The sequence below is a fragment of the Winslowiella toletana genome (genome assembly GCF_032164335.1).
GTDB lineage: Bacteria > Pseudomonadota > Gammaproteobacteria > Enterobacterales > Enterobacteriaceae > Erwinia > Erwinia toletana_A.
This window is the reverse complement of sequence record NZ_CP134152.1, coordinates 2217319-2242751: the sequence shown is the minus strand read 5'-3', so window position 1 is coordinate 2242751 and position 25433 is coordinate 2217319. Positions and strand designations below refer to the sequence as shown.

25 protein-coding genes and 1 other annotated feature are annotated in these 25433 nt (G+C 52.3%); of the genes, 8 read left to right on the top strand and 17 right to left on the bottom strand.

Features of this window, described 5'->3' with window-relative positions; all coding sequences use genetic code 11:
* Positions 1 to 108 precede the first annotated feature (108 nt).
* From RIN69_RS10575 to RIN69_RS10555, 5 genes are read left to right on the top strand one after another with little or no spacing between them, the layout of a single operon-like run.
* Positions 109 to 2124, top strand: coding sequence for a TonB-dependent hemoglobin/transferrin/lactoferrin family receptor (locus RIN69_RS10575; RefSeq protein ID WP_313857310.1), 2016 nt, complete (start codon positions 109 to 111; stop codon positions 2122 to 2124).
* Between the two features lie 53 nt (positions 2125 to 2177).
* Complete coding sequence (locus RIN69_RS10570; protein WP_313857308.1) at positions 2178 to 3209, top strand: hemin-degrading factor; 1032 nt, start codon at positions 2178 to 2180, stop codon at positions 3207 to 3209.
* Entirely contained in the window at positions 3206 to 4024 is an 819-nt protein-coding gene (locus RIN69_RS10565; protein WP_313857307.1) for a heme/hemin ABC transporter substrate-binding protein, read from the top strand. Before RIN69_RS10570 ends, RIN69_RS10565 begins: the two co-directional genes overlap by 4 nt.
* A complete protein-coding gene (locus RIN69_RS10560) occupies positions 4021 to 5022 on the top strand; it encodes a FecCD family ABC transporter permease (RefSeq protein WP_313857305.1) in 1002 nt (333 codons plus the stop codon). The genes RIN69_RS10565 and RIN69_RS10560 overlap by 4 nt, the downstream gene beginning before the upstream one ends.
* Positions 5015 to 5794 (top strand): heme ABC transporter ATP-binding protein, encoded by a 780-nt coding sequence (locus tag RIN69_RS10555; protein WP_313857304.1) that lies wholly within the window; start codon positions 5015 to 5017, stop codon positions 5792 to 5794. Before RIN69_RS10560 ends, RIN69_RS10555 begins: the two co-directional genes overlap by 8 nt.
* Here RIN69_RS10555 and RIN69_RS10550 read toward each other — a convergent pair.
* From RIN69_RS10550 to mdtJ, 9 genes are all read right to left on the bottom strand, one after another.
* On the bottom strand, positions 5791 to 7230 hold the full coding sequence (locus RIN69_RS10550) for a protein adenylyltransferase SelO (protein WP_313857303.1): 1440 nt from the start codon (positions 7228 to 7230) through the stop codon (positions 5791 to 5793). The genes RIN69_RS10555 and RIN69_RS10550 overlap by 4 nt on opposite strands.
* Positions 7231 to 7345: 115 nt before the next feature.
* Entirely contained in the window at positions 7346 to 8092 is a 747-nt protein-coding gene (locus RIN69_RS10545; RefSeq protein WP_313857302.1) for an EAL domain-containing protein, read from the bottom strand.
* Positions 8093 to 8473: 381 nt separating this feature from the next.
* Positions 8474 to 8932 carry an NlpC/P60 family protein gene (locus RIN69_RS10540; RefSeq protein ID WP_313857300.1) on the bottom strand — a complete coding sequence of 153 codons (459 nt, stop codon included), beginning with the start codon at positions 8930 to 8932 and terminating at the stop codon, positions 8474 to 8476.
* A gap of 73 nt (positions 8933 to 9005) precedes the next feature.
* The gene (gene btuD, locus RIN69_RS10535) at positions 9006 to 9758 is read right to left on the bottom strand and encodes a vitamin B12 ABC transporter ATP-binding protein BtuD (RefSeq protein WP_313857299.1); all 753 of its coding nucleotides are present in this window, start codon (positions 9756 to 9758) and stop codon (positions 9006 to 9008) included.
* Complete coding sequence (locus tag RIN69_RS10530; RefSeq protein WP_313857297.1) at positions 9759 to 10304, bottom strand: glutathione peroxidase; 546 nt, start codon at positions 10302 to 10304, stop codon at positions 9759 to 9761.
* A 39-nt stretch (positions 10305 to 10343) separates the two neighbouring features.
* Entirely contained in the window at positions 10344 to 11327 is a 984-nt protein-coding gene (btuC, locus tag RIN69_RS10525; RefSeq protein ID WP_390902513.1) for a vitamin B12 ABC transporter permease BtuC, read from the bottom strand.
* Positions 11328 to 11419: 92 nt separating this feature from the next.
* Entirely contained in the window at positions 11420 to 11797 is a 378-nt protein-coding gene (locus tag RIN69_RS10520) for a DUF2502 domain-containing protein (RefSeq protein ID WP_390902512.1), read from the bottom strand.
* Between the two features lie 180 nt (positions 11798 to 11977).
* Positions 11978 to 12298 (bottom strand): multidrug/spermidine efflux SMR transporter subunit MdtI, encoded by a 321-nt coding sequence (gene mdtI, locus RIN69_RS10515; RefSeq protein ID WP_313857294.1) that lies wholly within the window; start codon positions 12296 to 12298, stop codon positions 11978 to 11980.
* The gene (gene mdtJ, locus RIN69_RS10510; protein WP_313857293.1) at positions 12288 to 12647 is read right to left on the bottom strand and encodes a multidrug/spermidine efflux SMR transporter subunit MdtJ; all 360 of its coding nucleotides are present in this window, start codon (positions 12645 to 12647) and stop codon (positions 12288 to 12290) included. Before mdtJ ends, mdtI begins: the two co-directional genes overlap by 11 nt.
* 1286 nt (positions 12648 to 13933) lie before the next feature.
* Between mdtJ and RIN69_RS10505 the strand changes: the two genes are divergently transcribed.
* Positions 13934 to 14302 carry a hypothetical protein gene (locus RIN69_RS10505; protein WP_313857291.1) on the top strand — a complete coding sequence of 123 codons (369 nt, stop codon included), beginning with the start codon at positions 13934 to 13936 and terminating at the stop codon, positions 14300 to 14302.
* Between the two features lie 110 nt (positions 14303 to 14412).
* Here the strand turns inward: RIN69_RS10505 and ihfA are convergent, their stop codons facing one another.
* The 8 genes from ihfA to thrS all read right to left on the bottom strand — a co-directional run bounded on the left by ihfA (position 14413) and on the right by thrS (position 21788).
* On the bottom strand, positions 14413 to 14712 hold the full coding sequence (gene ihfA, locus RIN69_RS10500; protein WP_017802142.1) for an integration host factor subunit alpha: 300 nt from the start codon (positions 14710 to 14712) through the stop codon (positions 14413 to 14415).
* Positions 14713 to 14716: 4 nt separating this feature from the next.
* Complete coding sequence (gene pheT / locus RIN69_RS10495) at positions 14717 to 17104, bottom strand: phenylalanine--tRNA ligase subunit beta (RefSeq protein WP_313857289.1); 2388 nt, start codon at positions 17102 to 17104, stop codon at positions 14717 to 14719.
* A gap of 15 nt (positions 17105 to 17119) precedes the next feature.
* Positions 17120 to 18103: a phenylalanine--tRNA ligase subunit alpha gene (gene pheS / locus RIN69_RS10490; RefSeq protein WP_313857288.1), complete on the bottom strand. Its 984-nt coding sequence runs from the start codon at positions 18101 to 18103 to the stop codon at positions 17120 to 17122.
* Between the two features lie 76 nt (positions 18104 to 18179).
* Positions 18180 to 18305: a sequence feature (Phe leader region), on the bottom strand.
* Positions 18256 to 18300, bottom strand: coding sequence for a pheST operon leader peptide PheM (gene pheM / locus RIN69_RS10485; RefSeq protein ID WP_106120997.1), 45 nt, complete (start codon positions 18298 to 18300; stop codon positions 18256 to 18258). Its footprint overlaps the feature before it by 45 nt.
* Positions 18306 to 18493: 188 nt before the next feature.
* Positions 18494 to 18850: a 50S ribosomal protein L20 gene (gene rplT / locus RIN69_RS10480; RefSeq protein ID WP_052901887.1), complete on the bottom strand. Its 357-nt coding sequence runs from the start codon at positions 18848 to 18850 to the stop codon at positions 18494 to 18496.
* 162 nt (positions 18851 to 19012) lie between these two features.
* Positions 19013 to 19210 carry a 50S ribosomal protein L35 gene (rpmI, locus tag RIN69_RS10475; RefSeq protein WP_010275699.1) on the bottom strand — a complete coding sequence of 66 codons (198 nt, stop codon included), beginning with the start codon at positions 19208 to 19210 and terminating at the stop codon, positions 19013 to 19015.
* A gap of 94 nt (positions 19211 to 19304) precedes the next feature.
* Complete coding sequence (infC, locus tag RIN69_RS10470; RefSeq protein ID WP_052901890.1) at positions 19305 to 19856, bottom strand: translation initiation factor IF-3; 552 nt, start codon at positions 19854 to 19856, stop codon at positions 19305 to 19307.
* Positions 19857 to 19859: 3 nt separating this feature from the next.
* Complete coding sequence (gene thrS / locus RIN69_RS10465) at positions 19860 to 21788, bottom strand: threonine--tRNA ligase (RefSeq protein ID WP_313857284.1); 1929 nt, start codon at positions 21786 to 21788, stop codon at positions 19860 to 19862.
* A 369-nt stretch (positions 21789 to 22157) separates the two neighbouring features.
* Between thrS and RIN69_RS10460 the strand changes: the two genes are divergently transcribed.
* Positions 22158 to 23390, top strand: a complete 1233-nt coding sequence (locus RIN69_RS10460; protein ID WP_313857283.1) for an oligosaccharide MFS transporter — start codon at positions 22158 to 22160, stop codon at positions 23388 to 23390.
* 12 nt (positions 23391 to 23402) lie between these two features.
* Positions 23403 to 25415, top strand: coding sequence for a beta-galactosidase (locus RIN69_RS10455; RefSeq protein ID WP_313857281.1), 2013 nt, complete (start codon positions 23403 to 23405; stop codon positions 25413 to 25415).
* Positions 25416 to 25433 lie beyond the last annotated feature (18 nt).

The following is a 25433-nucleotide window of genomic DNA, read 5'->3' as shown; positions in this document are numbered from 1 at the left end:
CCTAAAAATCTCATAACCGCCAGCCACCCAGGCATTAAGCCAAGGCAGCCAGCTCCTGACACTTCCCGAGGCTATCCCCGGGATACCATAATATGGAGAGTTGCATTGATGCCTCACTTACCTTCAGCCGGTCCGCGCCTGTCGCGTTTAACGCTGGCTATTTCCTGTGCTTTACCGCTTTTCGCACAGGCAGCTGACACCGCCAGCGATCGCAACCAAACTAACGCAAAAAACGATCAAATGACGGTGGTCGCTACCGGTAACTCGCGCAGCAGCTTTGAAGCACCGATGATGGTGACGGTGATTGATGGCAATTCGCCTGAGTCACAAACCGCCTCTTCTGCCGCCGATATGCTGCGCAACGTTCCGGGGATAACCATCAGCGGTACCGGTCGTACTAATGGCCAGGACCTGAGTATGCGTGGCTACGATCGCCGCGGCGTTTTAACGCTGGTAGACGGCATTCGTCAGGGAACCGATACTGGCCACCTGAACAGTGTGTTTCTTGATCCGGCGTTAATTAAACGCATCGAAGTGGTGCGTGGCCCTTCAGCGCTACTGTATGGCAGCGGCGCGCTGGGCGGCGTTATCTCGTATGAAACGGTGGATGCCGCCGATTTGCTGGAACCGGGTAAAAACAGTGGTTATCGCGTATTCAGCAACGCGGCAACCGGCGATCACAGCTTCGGTTTAGGCGCCAGCGCCTTTGGCCGTACTGACGATCTTGATGGCGTGCTGTCGTGGAGCAGCCGCGACCGCGGTGATATTCGACAAAGCAGCGGTGCTGATGCGCCAAACGATGAAAGTATCAGTAATCTGCTGGCAAAAGGCAGCTGGAAACTGGATCCGGCACAAACCTTAAGCGGCAGCCTGCGTTACTACAACAACAACGCTCAGGAACCGGTTAACCCACAGGTGGTTCAGCCTGGTACCGGTAACCTGATGACCGATCGTTCCACCATTCAGCGCGATGTACAGCTGGGTTATCACCTCGATCCAAGCGATATGGAGTGGCTGAATGCCAACCTGACCACCTACTGGTCTGAAACCCGAATTAATGCCGGAACCCGTGATACCGGCAGTCAGTATCGCGAACAGACCACCAAAGGACTGAAGCTGGACAACCGCAGCCGCCTGTTTGCCGACAGTTTTGCTTCTCACCTGTTCACTTATGGCGGCGAATACTACCGCCAGGAGCAGCATCCGGGCGGAACCACCACCAGCTTCCCACAGGCGAAAATCGACTTCTCTTCCGGCTGGTTGCAGGATGAAATTACCCTGCGCGATATTCCGGCTTCACTGGTGCTCGGTACCCGCTACGATAACTATAGCGGCAGCAGCGATGGCTATGCCGATGTCGATGCCGATAAATGGTCCTCACGCGCCGCGCTCTCTGTGACGCCAACCGACTGGCTGATGCTGTTCGGCTCCTATGCGCAGGCGTTCCGCGCGCCAACCATGGGCGAGATGTATAACGACGACGTACACTTCTCGTTCCCGGGCTACGTTAACCGCTGGGTGCCAAATCCGAACCTGCGCCCTGAGACCAACTCAACGCGTGAAGCCGGTTTTGGTTTACGCTTTGACGACCTGCTGATGGCTAACGACGGAATCGAATTCAAGGCCAGTTATTTCGATACCGAAGCGAAGGATTACATTTCGACCACTGTCGATTTTGCCGCCGCCACGACCCAGTCTTACAACGTGCCGCAGGCGAAAATCTGGGGCTGGGATATGTCTCTGAAGTACAACACCGACGTGTTCAGCTGGGATCTGGCCTATAACCGTACTCGTGGTAAAGACAGCGATACCGGCGAGTGGATCTCCAGCCTGAACCCAGACACCGTTACCAGCATCCTCGATGTGCCGATTGCCCAGACTGCCTTCTCGGTCGGCTGGGTCGGCACCTTTGTTGAGCGTTCAACGCATATCAGTTCAACCTATGCCAACCAACCTGGCTACGCGGTCAATGATTTCTACCTGCGCTATAAAGGTCAGGATCGCCTGAAAGGCTTGACCACTACTCTGGTGTTGGCTAATGCCTTTGAAAAAGAGTACTACTCTACGCAGGGCATTCCGCAGGATGGGATCAACGGCAAAGTATTCGTCAGTTACCAGTGGTAATAATTGCGCCCTGCCAGAAACCGCAGGGCGAATTTGAAACAAGGAAGCAGTCCATGAACATGATTTATCAGCAATACCAGGCTTTGAAAGCCGCTAATCCAAAAAAATATGCCCGCGATCTGGCGGCCGATATGGCGATCAGCGAAGCAGAGCTGACCCATTCCCGCGTCGGACATGATGCACAGCAGCTGCGCAATGAGATGCGTGAAATGCTTCAGGCACTGGAAGCGGTCGGTGAAACCAAATCCATTACCCGCAATGAATACGCGGTGCACGAGCAGGTGGGTCACTACAGTAACCTGCATCTCAGCGACCATGCCGGGCTGGTGCTGAATCCACGCGCGCTGGACCAACGTTTGTTCGTTAATCAGTGGCACAGTGCCTTTGCACTGAAAGAGCAAAATGCGCGCGGCGAACGTCAGAGCCTGCAATTCTTTGATGCACAGGGCGATGCGGTACTGAAAGTCTATACCACCGATAAAACCGATCTTGCCGCATGGCAGGCGCTGGTTGAACGCTTTGTACAACCGCAAGCCAGCGATCTGATCGTGACGCCGCTGGTTACCGAGGCGACCAGTGAGGTCACCGATGCCGCGTTGATTGAGCAAGAGTGGCGCGCAATGACCGACGTGCATCAGTTTTTCCGCCTGCTGAAGCGTCACAATATCAGCCGCCAGCAAGCCTTCCACGCAGTAGCCAGCGATCTGGCCTGTCAGGTCAGCAATCAGTCGCTGCGCCAGATTCTTGAAGTGGCAAAAACTGACGCTAACGAAATTATGATCTTCGTTGGCAACCGCGGCTGCGTGCAGATCTTTACCGGCAACGTTGAAAAGCTGATGCCGATGGATAACTGGATCAATATCTTCAACCGTGAATTTACCCTGCATCTGATTGAGGATGCCATTGCCGAAAGCTGGGTAACCCGCAAACCGACCGCTGACGGTTTTGTCACCAGTCTCGAGCTGTTTGCTGCCGACGGCACGCAAATTGCCCAACTGTATGGTCAGCGTAGCGAGGGGCAACCTGAGCAGACGCAGTGGCGTGAACAGCTGGCGGCGTTAACCCGCGAAGGAGTTGCCGCATGAAACGCTGGCTAATCGCCCTGCTCGCTCTGCCGCTTTCGGCACTGGCGACTGAGCGCGTGGTATCGATTGGCGGCGACGTCACGCAGATTGTCTATGCACTCGACGCCCAGCAAAATCTGGTGGGTCGCGACAGTACCAGCCTGCATCCGGCGCTGGCGACCAAACTGCCGGATGTCGGCTATATGCGCCAGCTTAATGCCGAAGGCATTCTGGCATTAAAACCGACGCTGGTACTGGTCAGTGAGCTGGCTAAACCCTCGATGGCGCTGGAGCAGGTGCAGCAAGCCGGTGTAAAAGTGGTGACCGTCAGCGGTAAAGCCGATATCAAGGCTATCGACGATAAAATCAGCACGATTGCTCAGGCACTGCAGCGCGAAGAGGCGGGCAAAAGTTTGCAGCAACGCCTTGATAAACAGCTGGCTACGCTGAATCGCCAGCCGCTGCCGGTGAAAGTGCTGTTTATCATGGCGCACAACGGCGTCACCACCATGAGTGCCGGGCGTGGCACGGCGGCCGACGCAGCGATCCAGACCGCCGGGTTGCAGAATGCGATGGGCAATGTGCAGCGTTACCAGCCACTTTCACAGGAAGGGGTGATTGCCAGCGCGCCGCAGCTGGTGGTGGTGGGTGAAGATGGCCTGCGCACGCTGGGTGGCAAAGACAACCTGTGGAAGCTGCCGGGGCTGGCAATGACGCCTGCCGGACAGCAGCATCAGCTGCTGGTGGTGGATGATATGGCGCTGCTCGGCTTTGGCATCGACACACCTTCGGCCATCCTTAAGTTGCGTAAAGCGGCGGAAGCAATAGCAAAATGATTGCGCGTTTACCGCTACGCTGGCTGTTCGCCATGCTGATTACGCTGTTAGTACTGGCGGTGCTGGCGGCCAATATTGGCGCAATGCGCCTGTCGTTACCGATGCTGTGGGCCGCGCCAGCCGACAGCATGCTGTGGCAAATCTGGCTGAATATTCGTCTGCCACGCGTGCTGCTGGCGATGCTGGTCGGCGCGGCGCTGGCGCTGTCAGGTGCCGTGATGCAGGGGCTGTTTCGCAATCCGCTGGCCGATCCCGGCCTGCTGGGTATCAGTAGCGGAGCGGCACTGGCGGTAGCACTTGCGTTAGTACTGCCGCTGGCGCTGCCCGCCATCCTCGCCCTTTATCTGCCGATGCTGGCAGCATTTATCGGCAGCATGGCGATTACGCTGATTATCTTTGCGCTGACCCGCTCGGGTCAGGCGGGATTATCCCGTCTGTTACTGGTAGGGATTGCCATCAACGCCCTTTGTGGCGCGGCGGTTGGCGTATTGTCATGGGTCAGTAACGATCAGCAGCTGCGTCAGTTATCGCTGTGGGGAATGGGCAGTCTCGGACAAGCTCAGTGGTCAACCTTACTGGCCTCTGCCTCACTGATTATTCCCGCCGCACTACTGATTCAGTGGCTGGCCGCACGGCTGAATCTGCTACAGCTTGGTGAAGAGGAAGCCCATTATCTCGGCGTGGATGTGCAGCGTACCCAGCGTCATTTATTAATTCTCAGCGCACTGCTGGTCGCCGCTGCGGTGGCAGTTAGCGGTATCATCGGCTTTATTGGCCTGGTCGTGCCGCATCTGATGCGTATCTGTCTCGGTGCCGATCACCGCTGGATGTTGCCGGGTTCAGTGCTGGCTGGCGCAATTTTATTGCTGGTTGCCGATACGCTGGCACGCACGTTGGTGGCACCGGCGGAAATGCCGGTCGGACTGTTAACCAGCCTACTGGGCGGCCCGTGGTTTCTGTGGCTGATTTTACGTCGTCAGGGAAGCAGCCATGCATAACCAGTTACAGGCCAGTTCCCTCAGTTATCGCGTCGCCGGACGCACGCTGATTGACGACGTCTCATTGCAGCTGCGCGCCGGTGAGATGGTATCCCTGATTGGCCCAAACGGTGCCGGTAAATCAACGCTCTTGCGCCTGCTTACCGGTTATCTGATGGCTTCTGACGGCAGTTGCCAGCTACAGCAGATACCGCTCGATCGCTGGCCGCGTCAATCTCTGGCACAGCAACGTGCAGTCATGCGTCAGCAGAGCGCGGTAGCATTTCCGTTGGCGGTTGAAGATGTGGTTGCGATGGGTCGCGCGCCCTGGCCGCAGCAGCCGGCAGCACCGGTAGTCAGAGAAGTGATGGCATTAACCGGCTGTGATGTGCTGGCGAAGCGCGATTATCGGCAGCTTTCCGGCGGCGAACAGCAGCGGGTGCAGTTAGCCAGAGCGCTGGCACAACTCTGGCACGACGACGGTCCGCAAGGCTGGTTATTTCTCGATGAGCCGACTTCGGCGCTCGATCTTTACCATCAGCAACACGCCTTGCGCCTGCTGCATCAGCTGACGCGTAATGGCAAGCTAACGGTATGCTGCGTGCTGCACGACCTGAACCTGGCTGCACTGTGGTCAGATCGCATGATGCTGTTGCATTGCGGCAAGCTGGTTGCCAGCGGCACGCCAGCTGAGGTGATGACCGAATCGATTCTGACGCGCTGGTACCAGGCCGACCTGATGGTACTGCCTCACGCCAGTGAAGCCGTGCCCCAGATCGCCCTGCGCCGTTAACTTGAACAACTCACTTCCAGCTTCTTACCCCAGTCTGGCGGACGTTTCGCCAAATCCGCAAATTCAGGCGCATCGTCAAACGGACGGGCGAGCGCCTGATGCAACCGCGTCAGTACGCTGATATCATCCTGCTCCGCACGCTCAATTGCCTGCTGCGCCAGATAGTTACGCAGAATAATCGCCGGATTAACCGATTTCATTAGCTGCTGACGTTCAGCATCACTCTTCTCGTCGCGCAGCAGTCGCTGACGATAGTCGTGATACCAGTGGTCAAAGGCATCGCGGTCGATAAACTCATCACGCAGTGGCGAGCGCGTTTCATCCTGCTGTGTGGCACTGAGCAGACGGAAGGTACGGGTATAATCACTGCCCTCTTTGGTCATCAGCGACAACAGCCCGGTAAGAATGTCGTTATCGCTTTTATCCTGTGTCAACAGTCCCAGTTTGGCACGCATCTTCTCGCCCCAGGCACGCATCAGTTCTGGCTCATACTCAGCCAGCGCCAGTTTTAACTGTTCCGGGGTCATCAGCCCGGAAAGCGCATGCGCCAGGCGATTGAGGTTCCACAGCCCCACCACTGGCTGATTATCAAATGCATAACGCCCCTGATGGTCAGAGTGATTACAGATAAAATCCGGCTGATAGTCGTCGAGAAAGCCATAAGGGCCGTAATCCAGCGTGATACCAATAATCGACATATTATCGGTATTCATCACGCCGTGAGCAAAGCCGATGCTCTGCCAGTGAGCAATCAGTCGCGCCGTGCGTTTCACCACATCGGTAAACCACAGCTGATAGCGATCAGGTTGATCGACCAGTGTCGGCCAGTGATGCGCGATAGCATAGTCTGCCAGCTGCTGAACTTTTTGCTGCTGGCCGTGATAGAAAAAGTGCTCAAAATGACCAAATCGCAGATGGCTTTCGGCCACACGCAACAGCATCGCACCACGCTCGGCGCTTTCACGGTAAACCGGCTCTTCACTGGTGACCACGGTTAAGGCCCGAGAAGTTGGCACCCCGAGATGATGCATCGCTTCTGAAGCGAGAAACTCCCGCAGCGTTGAACGCAGTACGGCACGTCCGTCGCCCATCCGTGAGTAAGGTGTCAGCCCTGCTCCCTTCAGATGCCAGTCAACTTTACGTCCGTCCGGCAATTGCTGTTCTGCCAGCAGAATACCCCGCCCGTCACCGAGTTGCCCGGCCCAGACGCCAAACTGATGGCCACTGTAGACCTGCGCCAGCGGCTGCATGCCAGGCAACAGCGTCTCGCCGCTCCAGATAGCGGCTTTATCCTGGCTGAACCAGCTTTCATCAAGGCCCAACTCCTGTGCCAGTGACCTGCTGTGATAAAGCAGACGCGGATTTTTCAACGGGGTGGGATTCAGTGCGGTATAAAAGCCCGGCAGCTCGTTAAACCAGCTGTTATTGAACTGCATGGTGCCTCCTTAAGACATCGCTGGGGCCTTTTCTGATAAGAATCAGTCAGTAAAACGGCCACAATGCTGTCAGTGTAAACCCTGTGCGTGCTAATTTACAGGGCATACATTCCGTTTACGGTGACTCTGCGGGCGGCATCAGTAACGCTGGAGTCTTCAGCAAAGCCGCTAAAGAGAGTTCATCCGTCGCCGGAAATAACGCACTCTGAATTCCGGCAAAAGGATACTGACGAATGGTTGCCAGCGCCTGAATATCATCAATTCCCTGTACAATCACCTGCTGGCAGTGTGGCGTTATATTATCCAGTATGGCATTAATAAACGGTGCAAATGAGCGCCGTTTGATATTGTGCTGGATAAACCCCTTATCTAATTTGATACGATTAAACAGGTCATCGTATACCGCTTTCGCCGTCGCTTTTCCTGCGCCAAAATTATCCAGACTGAGAGAAAAATGATCATTTAGCGCAGCCAGTAAAGGATTATCTTTACCTGCGGATAAATCAGTAAAACTTTCATTTATTTCCAGTTCCAGGCAATCCAGCAGGCCTAACTTGTGTAAAAGAAACTCACTTTCTAAAATCGCCTGCGCGATAATTTCATCAATATTAATCGCGACATATAGATCGTGATAGCTGAAAAATTCCCGATATTTCTCCACCAGCGTTATTTGACTTTGCAGTAGCGATATACGCTGTTCGAATGTCAGTTGCGGAATCAGCATCTCTGCCGGAATCGCAACATTGGCGTTTTCGTCCGAGAACCATGAGATCAGCTCTACAGCAGTCAGCCTACCCGTCAGGGTATATACCGGATAAAATGCTGCGTTACTACGGTAGTCGGCAGCTAAATGGATTTTCATTTTGATAAGCCATTATTAAGTGGCAGTTTGTGCATCCTATAACAACAATTTATGACAATCAATAGTGCTAATGCGCTATCAGACACTTAGTCATTTTTCGGCAGAAAAAAAACCGAAAGATGCTTAAATAAAATTAATCTTTAAATTGTCGTAAATCGAGCAGTTGCTGAGATTTCAGATGCGTGTAAGGCAGGTTTTCTGACAGCGTCAGTGATGAAAAAAGAAAAAATATGGCTTAAGTAAATATAAAACCGCCATCTAATACAAATTAATCTCATTCACTTCGCCGAAAACCAGCATTCATCATGCTCTATTTTTTCCGGCGAAGAAATACGCATTTATCCTAAATTCTTCTCAGTTTATTAATTACTACAACACTTATTAAATGCGTCGCGCCTGCCAGAATACTTTACGCCAATAAACATTATCGAGTGAAGATCGAATCACTCCCTTGCTGGTTGAGGCGTGAATAAACTGATTATCAGTATCATAAATGCCGACGTGCAGGCCGTTTTCTCCACGGCCGGTTTTGAAAAATACCAGATCGCCTGGCAGCAACTGATCTTTATCAATGCGGGTGCCGATATCCGTTTGATCGCTGGTTGAACGCGGTAATTGCAGGTCAAAACGATCGCGGAAGGTAAGATAAACAAAACCGGAGCAATCGACGCCGCCGCGACTCATCCCACCATAGCGGTATGGCGTTCCGCGCCACTGACCCAGTTGTTCATTAAGTTGGGCGATAACCATTATCGGATCTGACAAACGACCGTCAGGAGGAGGAGCATGGCGACTGCATCCAGCAAGAATAACCACAACCAGCAACAACCAGATCCGCATAACCGACATTCCCTGCAATCAGACAAAAACTTAATGTAGCGGTAAATCATTGATTCTGGCAAGGGACTGCCCGCTATTCCGTTAACGTGGTGAGAATTTGATGGCCTTCAACCGTCAGTTTGCGAAAGGGCACTTGATACACCTGTTCAAGACGTTCAGGTTGCATCACCGTGGCTGTTTCACCCTGCGCCACTAACTGACCATCGGCCATCAGCCACACCTGTTGCGCATGGCGCAGGCTGTGGTTAAGGTCATGGCCGCTCATAATAATGCTTACCCCGGCCTGGCACAGCGGCAATAGCAGGCGGTCGACTGCCGCCTGCTGAGCCACATCCAACCCGGCCATCGGCTCATCCAGCAGCAGCAATTTCCCCTGGGAATTTGCCGCCGGCGCGATCTGCAACAGCACAGCGGCCAGTCTTACCCGTTGCCACTCGCCACCGGACAACTGATTCAGCGGCCGCGCCAGCTTATCGCCAAGTTGCAATCCCTCGAGAACCTGCTGTAACACCGTTTCATAAGGTTGGTCGGCGTGCAGCAGATGCTGTTGCAGATAGTGAAAAACCGCCATCTGGCCGACGGGCAACTGCTGCTGATGCAACCAGCCGCGATGACGGGCAAGCTGACTGCCACTCCAGTCTTCAAGTGGCTTTCCCAGAAACTGAACCTTGCCGCTGCCGGGCAATAAACCCGACAAGCGCGCCAGCAGCGAACTTTTTCCGGCACCATTCGGCCCCAGCAGATGAATCAGTTGCCCACTGCTGACCTGCGCACTGAACGGGGCCAGTCGCCCGGCGACCGCAGCCTGTTCAATTTCCAGCAGCATTTACTTTGCCAGCGCCTGCTTGATGCTGTCGACGATCACCGCATCATCCGGGGTCATATCCGGCGAGAAGCGCTGAACCACCTTACCATCCCGACCAATAAGGAATTTCTCGAAGTTCCATAAAATATCCCCCGCGGCTTTCGGCGCGCGGCCTTTACTGGTCATTCGTTCAAGGAAGCCGCTGCCTTCTGGTGCTACCGCCTGCGGTTGTGCAGCCACCAGCTGAGCGTACAGCGGATGCCGGTTTTCACCATTAACCTCAATTTTGCTGAACATCGGGAAAGTAACGCCGTAGGTCGTGCTGCAGAAGGTTTTAATCTCTTCATTACTGCCCGGCTCCTGCTCAAGGAACGCATTGCACGGGAAACCCAGCACGCTGAACCCCTGATCCTGCCACTGTTTTTGTAGCTGCTCCAGCTGTTCATACTGGGGCGTTAAGCCACATTTAGAGGCCACATTAACCACTAACAGCACGTCGCCCTGCCACTGTTTCAGCGTGGTTTTCTCACCATCCAGCGTTTCCAGTTCTGTATCAAAAATGCTCATGCGGATTTCCTGTATCAGTAGTGTATTTGCCAGCCTGCGCTAGCGGCGATGGTTTACTAATAACCAGATAAATATGGGTGCCCCGAGCGTGGCCGTCACCACGCCAATCGGCAATTCAGCCGATCTCAGCACCAGCCGGGCGATGATATCAGCCGCCAGCAGCACCGTCGCGCCGGCGAAAGCACATCCCGGTAGCAGTATGCGGTGATCGGTCAGCCCTTTGAGCCGCAATATGTGCGGGATCACCAACCCAACAAAGCCAATGGCGCCTGCCAGCGCCACGCTGACCCCTACCAGCCAGCCAATCGCCATCACCAGTAAGTTGCGCCACAGCGCCATCGGTAGCCCGAGCTGACGCGCGGAAATCTCGCCCAGCATCAGCAAATTCAGCGCGCGCCACTGGCAGGTCAGCCACAGCAGAATCGGCAGTAACGCCAGCATTAGCCAGCCGTAACGCCAGTCTATACCGCTAAAGCCGCCCATCATCCAGTACATTAACTGGCGCAGATCGAGGCTGGTGCTGAAGTAGACCGCCCAGGTCATTATCGCACTGCAAATAATTCCCAGCGCAACGCCGGCCAGCAGCAAACGGCTGGTAGAGAGATGATGCCGGGCAAATCGCAGCAGCAGCACCGTCACCAGTAAGGCACCGGCGATGGCGGCCAGACTCAGGCTCCACGGCTGGCCGCTTCCCAGCAGTACGCTTAATACCAAACCGACACCGGCTCCGTTCGATACGCCTAACAGCCCGGGTTCCGCCAGCGGGTTTTCAAACAGCGCCTGCATCACCGCGCCAGCCACCGCCAGTGACGCACCGACCAGTAATACCGCCAGCGTACGCGGTAAACGCAGCTGCCAGACAAACAGCTGCCCCTGCGGGCTGAACCAGTCGCCAGGGGCAATCCAGCTCTCCCCTGCGCACAGACTTATGGCTGCGGTGATCAACGTCAGCAGCAGCAGCACCATCAGCCAGCGCCGTCCGCGTCGTGCTGCCCGATGCGACAGTTCGGAAATCAGCGTCATCAGTGACTCTTTATCCGTGAAAACAAGGCTTTGATTGTAGTGGCTGATGCAGAAAAAGAAAGAGCCAGCATTGCTGGCCCTTAAGGGAGAAATTAATGACGCTGTTGCGCCGGAGGACGTTGATGAGGATTATCGTTACCCGCCCCAGGCTTATCATGATGATTATGCTGTGGTCGTTCCGGCTGGTGATGATTCTGTTGCTGCGGCCGTGAATGAGAGTGATGCTGCGGCGCATGTGGCTGCCAGCCATTGCCGTTCCAGTAATCACCGCGCGGGCCGCGCGCTCCAACATGACGACCCTGCCAGTCATGCCACCACGCTGGCGCACGCCAGTCATAACCGTCCCAGTAATAACCACGCTGATCGCGATCGCCAAGCTGAATAGAAATTCCGGGTGAATGAATGTCAATCGACACGCCAGCATTTGCCAGCAGCGGCATCCCAGACAGGACGCAAAGTAATATAGCCATTTTTTTCATCAGGCTGACCTCTCTTTATTAGATGAGCCTGTTATAGCAATCACTTATAGCGCTAACTATCAGCTGACGGATGATTTTCACGTTACTTTCCCGCCGCTTACGCAATCCTGACACTGTGGAGCGACCGTGAAGCACAATACGTTCAGCCGCTGCGTGATTAACACTCTGGCATCACGCCAGTTTCAGCATCACCATCCCGGCCAGCAGCACAATCAGACCGATCCAGCCCTTTTTGTTCAGCCGCTGATTAAACAGAATCCAGCCAGCGGCGACGGTCGCGGCGATACCCAGCCCGCCCCAGAGCGCATAAGCCACCGCCAGATCGATACCTTTCACCGCCTGAGCCAGCGCGCTGAATGCGCCCAATACCGCCAGTAATGACAGCACGCCATATCCCCAGCGGCGGAAACCTTCCGATTTCTTCAGCATAATATTGGCAATAATCTCCAGCACTACCGCCAGCAACAGGTACAGCAGATGTTCAGCCTGCATGTTTCACCTCATTGCGTTTACGCTTAGGCATTTCAGTACCGGATTTAATCAGGGTGATGCCGGCCAGCAGCAGGATTAACGCTATCACTTTAACCAGCGACAGTGATTCACTGAACATCAGCACGCTAAACAGGGTAATCAGCAAAATGCCTGCCCCTTCCCACAGTGCGTAGGCCACGCCCAGTGCAATACGTTTAACCGCCACAGACAGCAGAATATAGGACGCCGCGATCAGCAAATACATCGCGATATGGCCGCTGATGCCGCCGTGCAGACTGGAGTATTTCATTGCCAGCGTACCAAGAATTTCACAAACGATGGCGACAGATAAAAAGATCCAATAGATCATAGTTTCCTCACAAAACAAAACACGTGATTAACCGCCGTTGCCGCAGCAACGCAGTGCTAAAAGTCGTTTTTAAACGTTTTGTGAAGTCGCTATAGCTCGCTGCACCATGCCAGAACGCTGGCCATGACCGCAGTGATAAAGAATTGAGATGTAGAAAGGGTAACGAGCATTCCTTTGGAGAAAGTCATTGGGTTTATGTTTTCGGCGGCAATCGCACCAGCCTCACATCCTCACGTTGCTAAGATAGTGCATATAATACCCGCCCCAGAATAATTAGCCAACTAAATCCTGATAAAGCAGTGTTTTTGATTATTTTGGTGGTTTTGAGCCAGAGAGGATGGATTTTTTAAAGAATGAAAAATGCCGTTTGCCAAATTTCAAGATCCTAATTGTGCAGCCGGATATGGTTTAGCGCCACATACGCCTAAGATCCGCTAACGCCTACATGGTTCTGTTCGTTTGATAAGGCGTGATAAAGCGGACGCAGAAAAAGCCGAACTTTCTCGATCTTTTTTGCGTTTAATGAGTGTGTTACAGCCCGGTTTGTGGGGGCTGTATTTTTCTATGTCACTGTCATGCGGCAGCATTTAGAACTATTCAGCCTGCTGGTTCTGCACGACGCATTCTACAGATGCCGGGGATTTTTTCTGTAGTCTGGACGGTTATGATGGGCAACAAATCTTCTCGACCGCTGATTGACTTAATGTCCGCAAGACGCCTAAAACGTTGGTTCATGACCTGCCTGCCGGCCAGGCACCTCATGTAATGCGCCACACGTTTGCGGATCGCTTTATGATCAACAGTGTCAACAACATATCGTTGCAAAAAATTCTTGGGCGCTCCACAATTTTACAGACGATAGTTTGTGCGTTTCGCGCCGGACTATCTGAACGATTTAGTAAAACTTAATCCATTGGAGCATATGTGATGAATAACAACATGGATGAATCGAAGCTTCTCAGTCTTATATCACCCGAAGTTTTTTCTGCCTTTCTGAGTGCCAAAAATGGCTCTCAGTGTTGTCTGTCCTGCGGCAGTCCCCATCTATTTGTACCCAGAGTGAATAATGTCGTGCACGGTGCCAGCCTGGATGGATCGTCATCCAACACCTCAAATGAATACGTAACTTATTATAAAATTCAAGAGTCTGAACCCGCTACTACTAACAACTGTGAGTATCGTGTTATATGTACCAATTGCGGCTTCACCAGCTATTACTGGGCCTTCATAGTATCTCTTTGGTTGGAAACAGATTGGTTCCCATCTGAAAATAAGGGGGACGCCAAATGAATACTGTAAAAGATAACCTTGTACGGCTTTTTGATAATAAAATAGACTCTGGTGTTAAAGATAATCCAACACCTAATGAACATGGCGGCGGTAGCGGAGGAGGCGGTATGATGGACAGATTAGAGAAGCGAGTCGAGAGGCTTGAAACTGACGTTACTCAGATTAAACTGGATTTGACTAAACTGACTATTCGTTCCGAAGAGTTTGCCACAAAATCTGGCCTTGCCGAGCTGGTTGCCCGTTCTAATGAATTCGCCACTAAGGGTGATTTGCATAAGGAGATTAGCGGCCAGACAAAATGGATCGCTGCCACCATCATAGGCGTGGCTGCTCTTTGTATGACTGCTGCGAAATTTCTTTTCTGAAACCCTTTTAACTCACTGCTGCAGTGCGGCAACTACTCTAAAATAATCCACATTTCATTTTTTTCAGGCATGAAAAAGGCCGCTTACGCGGCCTTTTGTTGGTGAGTCAATCAGTCTTCTTTTGGCGAAGCGTTCTCAACCCGACTTTTTAATTTCTGACCCGGGCGGAACGTCACCACGCGCCGTGCCGTGATCGGAATATCTTCGCCAGTCTTAGGGTTACGTCCCGGACGTTGATTCTTGTCGCGAAGGTCAAAGTTGCCAAAACCGGACAGCTTAACCTGCTCACCATTTTCCAAAGCACGTCTGACTTCTTCGAAAAACAGCTCGACCAGCTCTTTGGCATCCCGCTTGCTAAGCCCAAGCTTCTCAAACAGGTATTCTGACATTTCAGCTTTTGTAAGCGCCATAGGTTCAATCCCTCAAGGATGCTTGGAATCGCTCTTTCAGTGCCTCTACACATCGTGCAACAGTAGCGGCAATCTCCTCTTCTTCGAGTGTCCGGCTGGTATCTTGTAAAATCAGGCTGATAGCGAGGCTCTTCTCACCCTCATTTACGCCCTTACCACGGTACACGTCAAACAAGTTTACGCCAACTACCTGATTTACGCCAACTTTCTTACACTCAGTGATAATATCTGCTGCAGGCACGTTTTCAGCCACTACGACAGCGATATCACGGCGGTTTGCCGGGAAGCGAGAAATCTCGCGCGCTTCAGGCAGCACGCGGTCTGCGACCTTATCCCAAAGCAGTTCAAACACTAAGGTTCGACCGTTAAGATCCAGTTTGCGTTCCAGTTCCGGATGCACCACACCGATAAATCCGATTTTTTCGCCGCGCAGATAAATCGCCGCACTCTGCCCCGGATGAAGCGCCGGATTGGCTTCTGCACGGAACTCGATGGACTCCAGTTTACCGGTCAGATCCAGAACAGACTCTAAATCACCTTTTAAATCATAGAAGTCTACTGTTTGTCGCGCCAGATCCCAATGCTCTTCATAGCGATTGCCGCTCAGCACGCCGGACAGCATAAGATCCTGACGAATACCGAGGTTTGCCTGCGTATCAGGAACAAAGCGCAGACCGCTCTCAAACAGACGTACACGCCCCTGCTGACGGTTCTGGTTATACACCACCGCTGACAGTAATCCGCTCCACAGCGACAAACGCATCGCCGACATATCTGCAGAGATCGGGCTTGGCAGCAGCAGGTTTTCTTCCCCCGGATGCAGCAGCGCCTGAATTTTAGGGTCAACAAAGCTGTAAGTGATCGCTTCCTGGTAGCCTTTATCGACCAGCATCGCTTTAGCGCGCTTCAGAGAAAGATTGGCCTCACGATGTTTAGTCATCACCAGGCTGGCATGCACCGGCACGTCCGGAATATTGTTATAACCGTAGACGCGCGCCACTTCTTCAACCAGATCCTCTTCGATCTGCATATCGAAACGCCAGCTTGGTGCAATCGCCTGCCACTCGCCGCTGCCAGTGGTCACTTTACAGCCCAGACGTTGCAGAATGTCGGTCACCTGGTGGTCAGCAATCACATGACCAATCAGGCGATCCAGTTTTTCACGACGCAGAGTGATAGAGGCCGCCTTCGGCAGCGCAGCCTGGTTAGTCACATCAATAACCGGGCCGGCTTCACCGCCGCAGATATCCAGCAACAGACGCGTCGCACGCTCAATTGCTTTATGTTGCAATGCGGAATCCACGCCGCGTTCGTAACGATGAGATGCATCGGTGTGCAGACCGTGACGACGCGCACGACCGGTAATCGACAGCGGGCTGAAGAAAGCACATTCGAACAGGACATTCTGTGTCTCTTCGTTGACGCCAGAGTGCGCGCCACCAAAAATACCGCCCATTGCCAGCGCCTGCTTCTCATCAGCAATCACCAGCGTGTCGCTGTTCAGTTTGACTTCATTGCCATCCAGCAGCGTCAGGGTTTCACCCTCTTCGGCCATACGCACCACAATCGCCGAATCAATACGATCGAGATCGAACGCGTGCATCGGCTGGCCCAGCTCAAGCAGCACATAGTTGGTGATATCTACCACCGGGTCGATAGAACGAATCCCGCAACGACGCAGTTTCTCACGCATCCACAGTGGCGTGGCGGCTTTCACATTAATGCCTTTTACCACACGACCGAGGTAGCGCGGACAGGCTTCGCCAGCCTCAACGCGAATCGGGAATGTCTCGTTCAGCGTCGCGGCAACCGGTTCGATGGCAGGCTCACTCAGCGGCAGCTGGTTCAGTACCGCCACATCACGGGCGACACCGATAATGCTCAGACAGTCAGCTCGGTTCGGCGTCACGCTGATTTCAATGGTATTGTCATTCAGCTGCAGATATTCGCGGATATCGCTGCCTACTGGCGCATCAGCCGGCAATTCAATAATGCCTGCATGATCATCACTGATTCCCAGCTCGGAGAATGAGCACAACATGCCTTCAGAAGGCTCGCCGCGCAGTTTCGCCGCTTTAATTTTGAAATCACCCGGCAGCACGGCACCTACGGTCGCCACTGCGACTTTCAGCCCCTGACGGCAGTTTGGCGCGCCACAGACGATATCCAGCAGGCGTTCGCCGCCGACATTAACTTTTGTCACGCGCAGTTTATCGGCATTGGGATGCTGACCGCATTCCACCACTTCACCAACCACTACGCCATGAAAGGCACCGGCAACGGCGTCAACACCGTCAACTTCCAGCCCGGCCATGGTAATTTGATCGGACAACGCTTCACTGCTAATGGCTGGGTTTACCCATTCGCGTAACCAGAGTTCACTGAATTTCATTGGTATAACCTGCCCTTATTTAAACTGTTTGAGGAAACGTAAATCATTTTCGAAGAAGGCGCGTAAATCGGTCACGCCGTAACGCAGCATAGTCAGACGCTCCATGCCCATGCCGAAGGCAAAACCAGAATAGATTTCTGGATCGATACCGACGTTACGCAATACATTTGGATGCACCATGCCGCAACCCAGCACCTCCAGCCACTTGCCGTTTTTACCCATCACATCCACTTCCGCGGACGGTTCAGTAAACGGGAAGTAAGAAGGACGGAAGCGCACCTGCAAATCTTCCTCAAAGAAGTTGCGCAGGAATTCATGCAGCGTGCCTTTCAGATTGGAGAAGTTGATGTTTTTATCAACAATCAGCCCTTCCATCTGATGGAACATTGGGGTGTGGGTCTGATCGTAATCGTTACGATAGACGCGGCCCGGCGCAATAATACGGATTGGCGGCTGCTGGTTTTTCATGGTGCGGATCTGCACGCCAGAAGTCTGGGTGCGCAGCAGGCGCGTTGCATCAAACCAGAAGGTATCGTGATCGGCACGTGCCGGGTGGTGACCCGGAATATTCAGCGCATCGAAGTTATGGTAGTCATCTTCGATTTCCGGTCCGGTCATGACCGCGAAGCCCAGCTCACCGAAAAAGGTTTCAATACGATCGATGGTGCGGGTGACCGGATGCAAGCCGCCATTTTCAATGCGACGGCCTGGCAGTGAAACGTCGATAGTTTCCTGTGCCAGACGGGCATTCAGTGCAGCTGATTCCAGCGTATTTTTACGCTCGCTCAACACTTCCTGCACCTGCTGCTTGGCTTCATTGATTACCGCACCCGCCGCCGGACGCTCTTCTGCTGGCAATTCGCGCAGTGTGGTCATCTGGAGCGTCAGATGCCCTTTTTTACCTAAATATTCGACGCGTACCAGATCTAACGCGGCAACATCATGGGCATCTTCTATAGCTGCCTTGGCACTGGCAACCAGCTCTGCGAGATGTGGCATTGTTTCCTCTTCTTCCAGCCGTCACGGCCGGTCTGTTTTTTGTTGGGACAAAAAGTCCAATTATCATTTCGCCAGAAACAAAAAAGCCTCCACGTGGGAGGCTTTCAGCGCGATTTTTCGTTTCTCTTCTCTTGCGCAAAAGCCCCCGATTTTCAGGCGCTAAAGTAAAAAAAGAAACGGAAAATAGCAGCATTCATGCTTGCATTACCTTATCAGGAGTCTTGTCGGAAAATTTCTGTTGCTCTATTGAAAGGCCAGCAGGCAGAAATGTCAATCTTTTGCTTGAGTTAGATAATAAAAGAGGGAGACAAGCCCCCTCTTTCACCTATCCTTTATCCTTCTGGCAGCAGGCAAGTTGACTGCCGCCCGAAGTTTTCAGGATATTCTGACTTACGCCAGAGCTGATTTCGCTTTTTCAACCAGTGCAGAGAAAGTCACTTTGTCGAATACTGCGATGTCAGCCAGAATCTTACGGTCGATTTCAACAGAAGCCTTTTTCAGGCCATTGATGAAGCGGCTGTAAGACATGCCGTTCTGACGAGCTGCTGCGTTGATACGCGCGATCCACAGCTGACGGAACTGACGCTTACGTTGACGACGGTCACGGTAAGCATACTGACCAGCTTTGATAACAGCCTGGAAAGCAACACGGTATACACGTGAACGTGCACCGTAGTAGCCTTTAGCTTGTTTTAAGATTTTTTTGTGACGTGCGCGAGCAACTACACCACGTTTTACACGAGCCATTTAGCTCTCCTGTTTATATTCTGAATTTGGCCGTTAATCTTTCGCTCTGTGACTGCGTTGGCTTCCTTTGCTCACCCCAGTCGCTTACTGATGTAAGCTCAGGGGATTCGCTCAGGTGCCGCCTTATCTCAAAGCGGAATCTGTCAGGCGATAAAAATTTACTTATGCGTACGGCAGGCAGGCGATAACCAGACCCAGATCGCCTTTAGACACCAGACCTTTCGGACGCAGGTGACGTTTACGCTTAGTAGATTTTTTGGTCAGAATATGACGCAGGTTAGCGTGTTTACGCTTGAAGCCACCAGAGGCGGTCTTCTTGAAGCGCTTAGCCGCGCCACGTACAGTTTTAATCTTTGGCATTTCAAAAATTTCCACTTCGCATTGTTAATAAAATGAATCAGACAGGCGAGTTACCGTGCAGCGCGGACGCTGCGCGGATAACTACTTGAATGGCCTACTGCTTCTTCTTGGGAGCGAGCACCATGATCATCTGGCGGCCTTCGATCTTCGAAGGGAAGGACTCGACAATAGCCAAATCCAGATCTTCACACAGGTCTTTACGGACGCGGTTAAGCACTTCCATACCGATCTGCTGGTGCGCCATTTCACGACCACGGAAACGCAGTGTGATCTTGGCTTTATCGCCATCTTCCAGAAAGCGAATCAGGTTGCGTAGTTTGACCTGATAGTCGCCATCATCGGTTCCAGGACGGAATTTAATTTCCTTAACCTGAATAACTTTCTGCTTCTTCTTCTGTTCCTTAGAAGATTTGCTTTTTTCGTAGAGGAACTTGCCGTAATCCATAATACGGCATACAGGCGGTTCGGCGTTAGGGCTGATTTCAACTAAATCAACACCTGCTTCTTCAGCTTTTTCAATAGCTTCACGCAGGCTTACAATACCAAGCTGCTCGCCTTCGATGCCTGTCAGACGCACCTCGGTAGCACGGATTTCACCGTTAATTTTATTAGGTCGCGTCGGTTGAACTCGTTTTCCGCCTTTAATACTTTATTCCTCCAATTGATGAAGATTTCGGCTGCGAATCTCTAGCTGCAGCTTTTCGATAACATCATTTACGTCCATGCTTCCAAGGTCTTTACCACGGCGGGTGCGAACGGCAACTTTGCCTGCTTCCACCTCTTTATCACCACAGACCAGCATGTAAGGGACACGACGTAAAGTGTGCTCGCGGATTTTAAAGCCAATCTTCTCATTTCTCAAGTCCGCTTTTACACGAATTCCCGCATTCTGCAGTTTACGGGTTAATTCTGCAACATATTCGGACTGACCATCAGTGATATTCATAATCACTGCTTGTACCGGAGCGAGCCAGGTTGGGAAGAAACCGGCGTACTCTTCGGTAAGAATACCGATAAAGCGCTCCATTGAACCCAGAATCGCACGGTGAATCATCACCGGCACCTGACGTTCGTTATTTTCGCCGACGTAAGATGCACTCAAACGGCTCGGCAAGGAAAAGTCGAGCTGAACAGTACCACACTGCCACGGACGATCCAGACAATCATGCAGGGTAAACTCAATTTTCGGACCGTAGAACGCCCCTTCACCCGGCTGATACTGGAATTCGATATTATTTTCCTGCAGTGCTTCCGCCAGATCTTTCTCGGCGCGATCCCACATCTCATCGCTGCCAATACGCTTTTCCGGACGGGTCGACAGTTTCACCACGATTTTATCAAAACCGAAGGTGTTGTACATGTCGTACACCATCTTAATACAGCTGTTTACTTCATCACGCACCTGCTCTTCAGTACAGAACACGTGGGCGTCATCCTGGGTAAAGCCACGTACGCGCATCAGACCATGCAGCGCGCCTGACGGCTCATTACGGTGACAGCTACCGAACTCAGCCATACGTAACGGCAGATCGCGGTATGATTTTAGACCCTGATTGAAAATTTGCACGTGACCAGGGCAGTTCATCGGTTTAATGCAGTACTCGCGGTTTTCCGATGACGTGGTAAACATCGCTTCTTTGTAGTTTTCCCAGTGGCCGGTTTTTTCCCACAGCACACGGTCCATCATAAACGGACCTTTCACTTCCTGGTACTCATACTCTTTCAGCTTGGTGCGAACGAACACTTCCAGCTCGCGGAAAATGGTCCAGCCGTCATTATGCCAGAATACCATGCCCGGCGCTTCTTCCTGCATATGATACAGGTCGAGCTGCTTACCGATTTTACGGTGATCGCGCTTCGCCGCTTCTTCCAGACGCTGCAGATAAGCCGCCAGCTGCTTTTTATCAGCCCATGCGGTGCCGTAAATGCGCTGCAACATTTTATTGTTGCTGTCACCACGCCAGTAGGCGCCAGAAGTCTTCTGCAGTTTAAAATGATGACAGAAACGCATGTTCGGTACGTGCGGACCACGGCACATATCGACATATTCTTCATGGTGATACAGGCCAGGACGATCGTCATGGCTGATGTTTTCATCAAGAATGGTGGTTTTGTAGCTTTCACCGCGTGCCGCAAATGCATCACGGGCTTCCTGCCAGCTCACCTTTTTCTTAATGACGTCATAATTCTTCTCAGCCAGCTCGTGCATACGCTTTTCGAGCAGTTCGAGATCTTCCTGCGTCAGGGTGCGGTCGATATCAACGTCGTAATAGAAACCATTGTCGATTACCGGGCCGATCGCCATTTTGGTATCCGGCCACAGCTGCTTGATTGCATGACCTAACAGGTGCGCGCAAGAGTGGCGAATAATTTCCAGACCGGCTTCGTCTTTGGCAGTAATGATAGCGACATTTGCATCATCGGTAATCGGGTCAACCGCGTCGACCAGTTCACCATTCACACGACCAGCAATACAGGCTTTCGCCAGACCTGGACCGATGTCCTGAGCAATTTCCATCACGCTGACGGCGTGATCGAAAGTACGCTGACTTCCATCAGGAAGAGTAATAACGGGCATTTTACATCCTTAATTGCAGTGGTAACCCACACGCAAGGTTACATACAAATCATAGTTTATTGATATACCTCAGGCACTTGAGACTTGAAACCGACTCACAGTTGTCAGTTTGGTACTCGCCAGCGGTACACAGGTTCAAAAGTGAGCAAAAAGCAAAAACTCCTGAAGGACAAACATCTTACACGTCGTAAAGCCTAAATGCACGGGCTGTACCCTTACGGTGAATCGTGAGGCCGTTCACAGTTCTGCTGCGGGCAGCAGATTTTTACAGGTCGGTAGCGACTGCCTCCAGATTTTCCGCGGCGTTTAACGTTAAGTTAGCGTCTCCAAAACGAGGTAATAATTAATTGCGCAGGAATGAGGTAGATCATGTTTCGCATAGAAAAAAACTATTTAATGTGCTGCCTGTTTTTCTTATTTTTCTTTATCGGCTGGGGAAGTTGTTATCCATATCTTTCATTATGGCTGACTGACACCATTGGCATTGATTATGCCGATGTCGGACTGGTGTACTCTTTTACCGCTATCGTTTCAGTGTGTGTACAACCGTTATTTGGCTTTATTTCCGATAAATTAATATTCCGCAAACATCTGATGTGGATGCTGGCGATAATTATCACTTTGTTTGCCCCCTACTGGATTTATATCTTTGCGCCGTTGCTGAAATACAATGTGATATTAGGTGCCTTCGCTGGTGGGATCTATATCGGCATGGCATTTGGTGCCGGATGCGGCGTCTGCGAAGCCTATATCGACAAGGTCAGCCGTATGACCGGATTTGAATTTGGCAAGGCGCGGATGTTTGGCGGTATTGGTGCGGCTATCGGCACGTTTATGGCCGGTAAACTGTACGGCATCAATCAGGATTATATCTTCTGGATGGCCAGCCTCGCGGGTCTGGCACTGTTGCTGATTGTCTGGAAAACCCAGCCGCGCGTGGCGATGTGCAGCGGTCCCGCACGACCAGCCTCGGCACCCATCTCACTTAATGACGTGCGTAATTTACTGAAATTGAGGAAATTCTGGTTCTTCGCTCTGTATATGGTCGGCGTCGGCGCGGTGTATGAAACCTACGATCAGCAGTTCGCCATCTATTACAGCCATTTCTTTGTCACCAAGGCGCGCGGTGCAGAAGTGTTTGGGTATCTGTATACCGCACAGATTTTTCTTGATGCGGTGGTGATGTTCTTCTCGCCCTGGTTTGTCAATAAAATCGGCCCAAAAAATGCGCTGATTTACTGCGGCATAATTATGAGCCTGCGCATCATTGGTTCAGCTTATGCCATCGGACCGATCTCCATTAGCGTGGTGAAAATGCTGCACGGATTTGAAAGTTCGGTATTCCTCGTCGCCGGGCTGAAATATATCTCTGCCAACTTTAATCCGTGGTTATCCGCCACCGTTTATTTAATTGGCTTCCAGTTTTCTAAACGCTTTAGCGAAATATTTCTCTCCAGCGGCATCGGTCATATGTATAAGAGCATGGGCTTCGCTGACAGCTATCTGATTCTCGGCATGATTGCTCTGACTTTTACGCTGGTTTCTTATTTTACACTTGAATCTGCCCGCGCCTTCACTCAACGCTCAGCGCTGGCAAAATAATTTGGAGGTGGTATGTCTGAACTCTATTATGGCGTCGCATATTATGATGAGTATATGCCGGAAGACCGGCTGGAAAAAGATATCGAAATGATGCTGGCGACCGGTATTAATGTTGTGCGCATCGCCGAATCAACATGGAGTACGCTGGAACCTAAGGAGGGTCAATACAATTTTTATCATGTTGACCGGGTACTTGATGCCATGCACCGCGCCGGGATCGCGGTGATAATCGGCACCCCAACCTACGCTATTCCGTCATGGCTGGCGCATAAACACCCGGAAGTGATGGTCACCACGCCACAGCGTCAGGAAAAATACGGTCGCCGCCAGATTATGGATATTGTCAGTCCGGTGTTCCGCCACTATGCGGAAAATATTATCCGCACGCTACTGGCGCACGTTTGTTCGCATCCGGCAATCGTTGGCTATCAGGTGGACAATGAAACCAAGCATTACGATAACGTCGGCGGTGAGATGCAGCAGCGTTTTATCACCCATCTGCAACAGCGTTATCCAGATATTAACCAGTTTAACGCGGATTTCGGCCTGGATTACTGGAGCAATCGCATCGATAACTGGGATGATTTCCCACCGGTTGAGAGTACGATTAACGCCAGTCTCGGCTGCGCCTTTTCGCGCTTTCAGCGTCAAATGGTCACAGAGTATCTCGCCTGGCAGGTTGAGGTAGTTAAGGAATACGCCACGCCACAGCAATTTATTACCCATAATTTTGATTTCGAATGGCGCGGCTATTCCTACGGCGTACAGCCGCGCGTCGACCATTTTGCCGCTGCCAAAGCACTGACGGTAGCGGGCGTGGATATTTATCACCCTTCACAAGCGCAGCTTACCGGCCGGGAAATTGGCTTCGGTGGTGATGTGGCGCGTAATCTGAAAGCCGGTGATAACTATCTGGTGCTGGAAACCGAGGCGCAGGGTTTTGCGCAGTGGACGCCCTTCCCCGGCCAGCTGCGCTTACAGGCGTTCAGTCATCTGGCGCACGGTGCAAAGATGGTCTCCTACTGGCACTGGCACTCGATCCATAATTCGTTTGAAACCTACTGGAAAGGCCTGCTGAGCCACGACTTCAGCCCTAACCCGACCTGGCGCGAAGCGCAAACCATTGGCGCAGACTTCGCCAGGATCGCCAGTGAGGTGGCCGGATTGCGCATCAATAATGATGTGGCGATACTGATCAATAATGAAGCGATGGACGCACTCAACTGGTTTAAACCCGGTGAAACGCAAACCAATGTGTATAACGATATCGTCCGCCGCTTTTACGATGCGCTGTACGATCACAATATTGCCGTCGATATCATTAATGACATTGACGACAGCAGTAAAAAGTATCAGGCGATCATCGTACCGGCGCTGTATGCCGCCGACGATGCACTGCTCGGGCGCATTAATCGCTATGTTGAGCAAGGCGGTCGCGCACTGATTAGCTTTAAGTCCGGTTTCAGCGATGAGAATGTCAAAGTCAGACGCAGCGCTCAACCAGGTCAGTTAACTGCATGTTGCGGCGTCAGTTATAACCAGTTTGTGCTACCGGATGCGGTTACCGTTCGCACCACCGCCGCCGGATTTAGCGACGCTGATGCGCAACCGGTCGAGTTGTGGATGGAGCTGCTGACGCCCACCAGCCCGGCAACCCGGGAAGTGGCTCGCTATCAGCATCCATTTTGGGGCGACTATGCGGCAGCCACCGAAGCCGACTACGGCAGCGGACGGGCGATGTATCTCGGTTTCCTGCCGACCAAAGCCTATATCAGCCAGCTGCTTGATCATCTATGCCGCGATATCACGCTGGCGTCGCGCACCACTGCCGCACATTTCCCGCTGATCGTCCGCCAGGGGCGTAATCGTGATGGTCAGCAGCTGCGCTTTATCTTCAACTATTCAGCCAGTGCGCTTAACTTCACCCTCTCTGATGCTGCCCGCTGTGTATTAACCGGTGAACAGCTTAATGCCGCGCAGCAAATCACTCTGCCCCCATGGGGCTTACGTCTGTTGCTGAGCTGAAGTAAAGTAACGACGCCT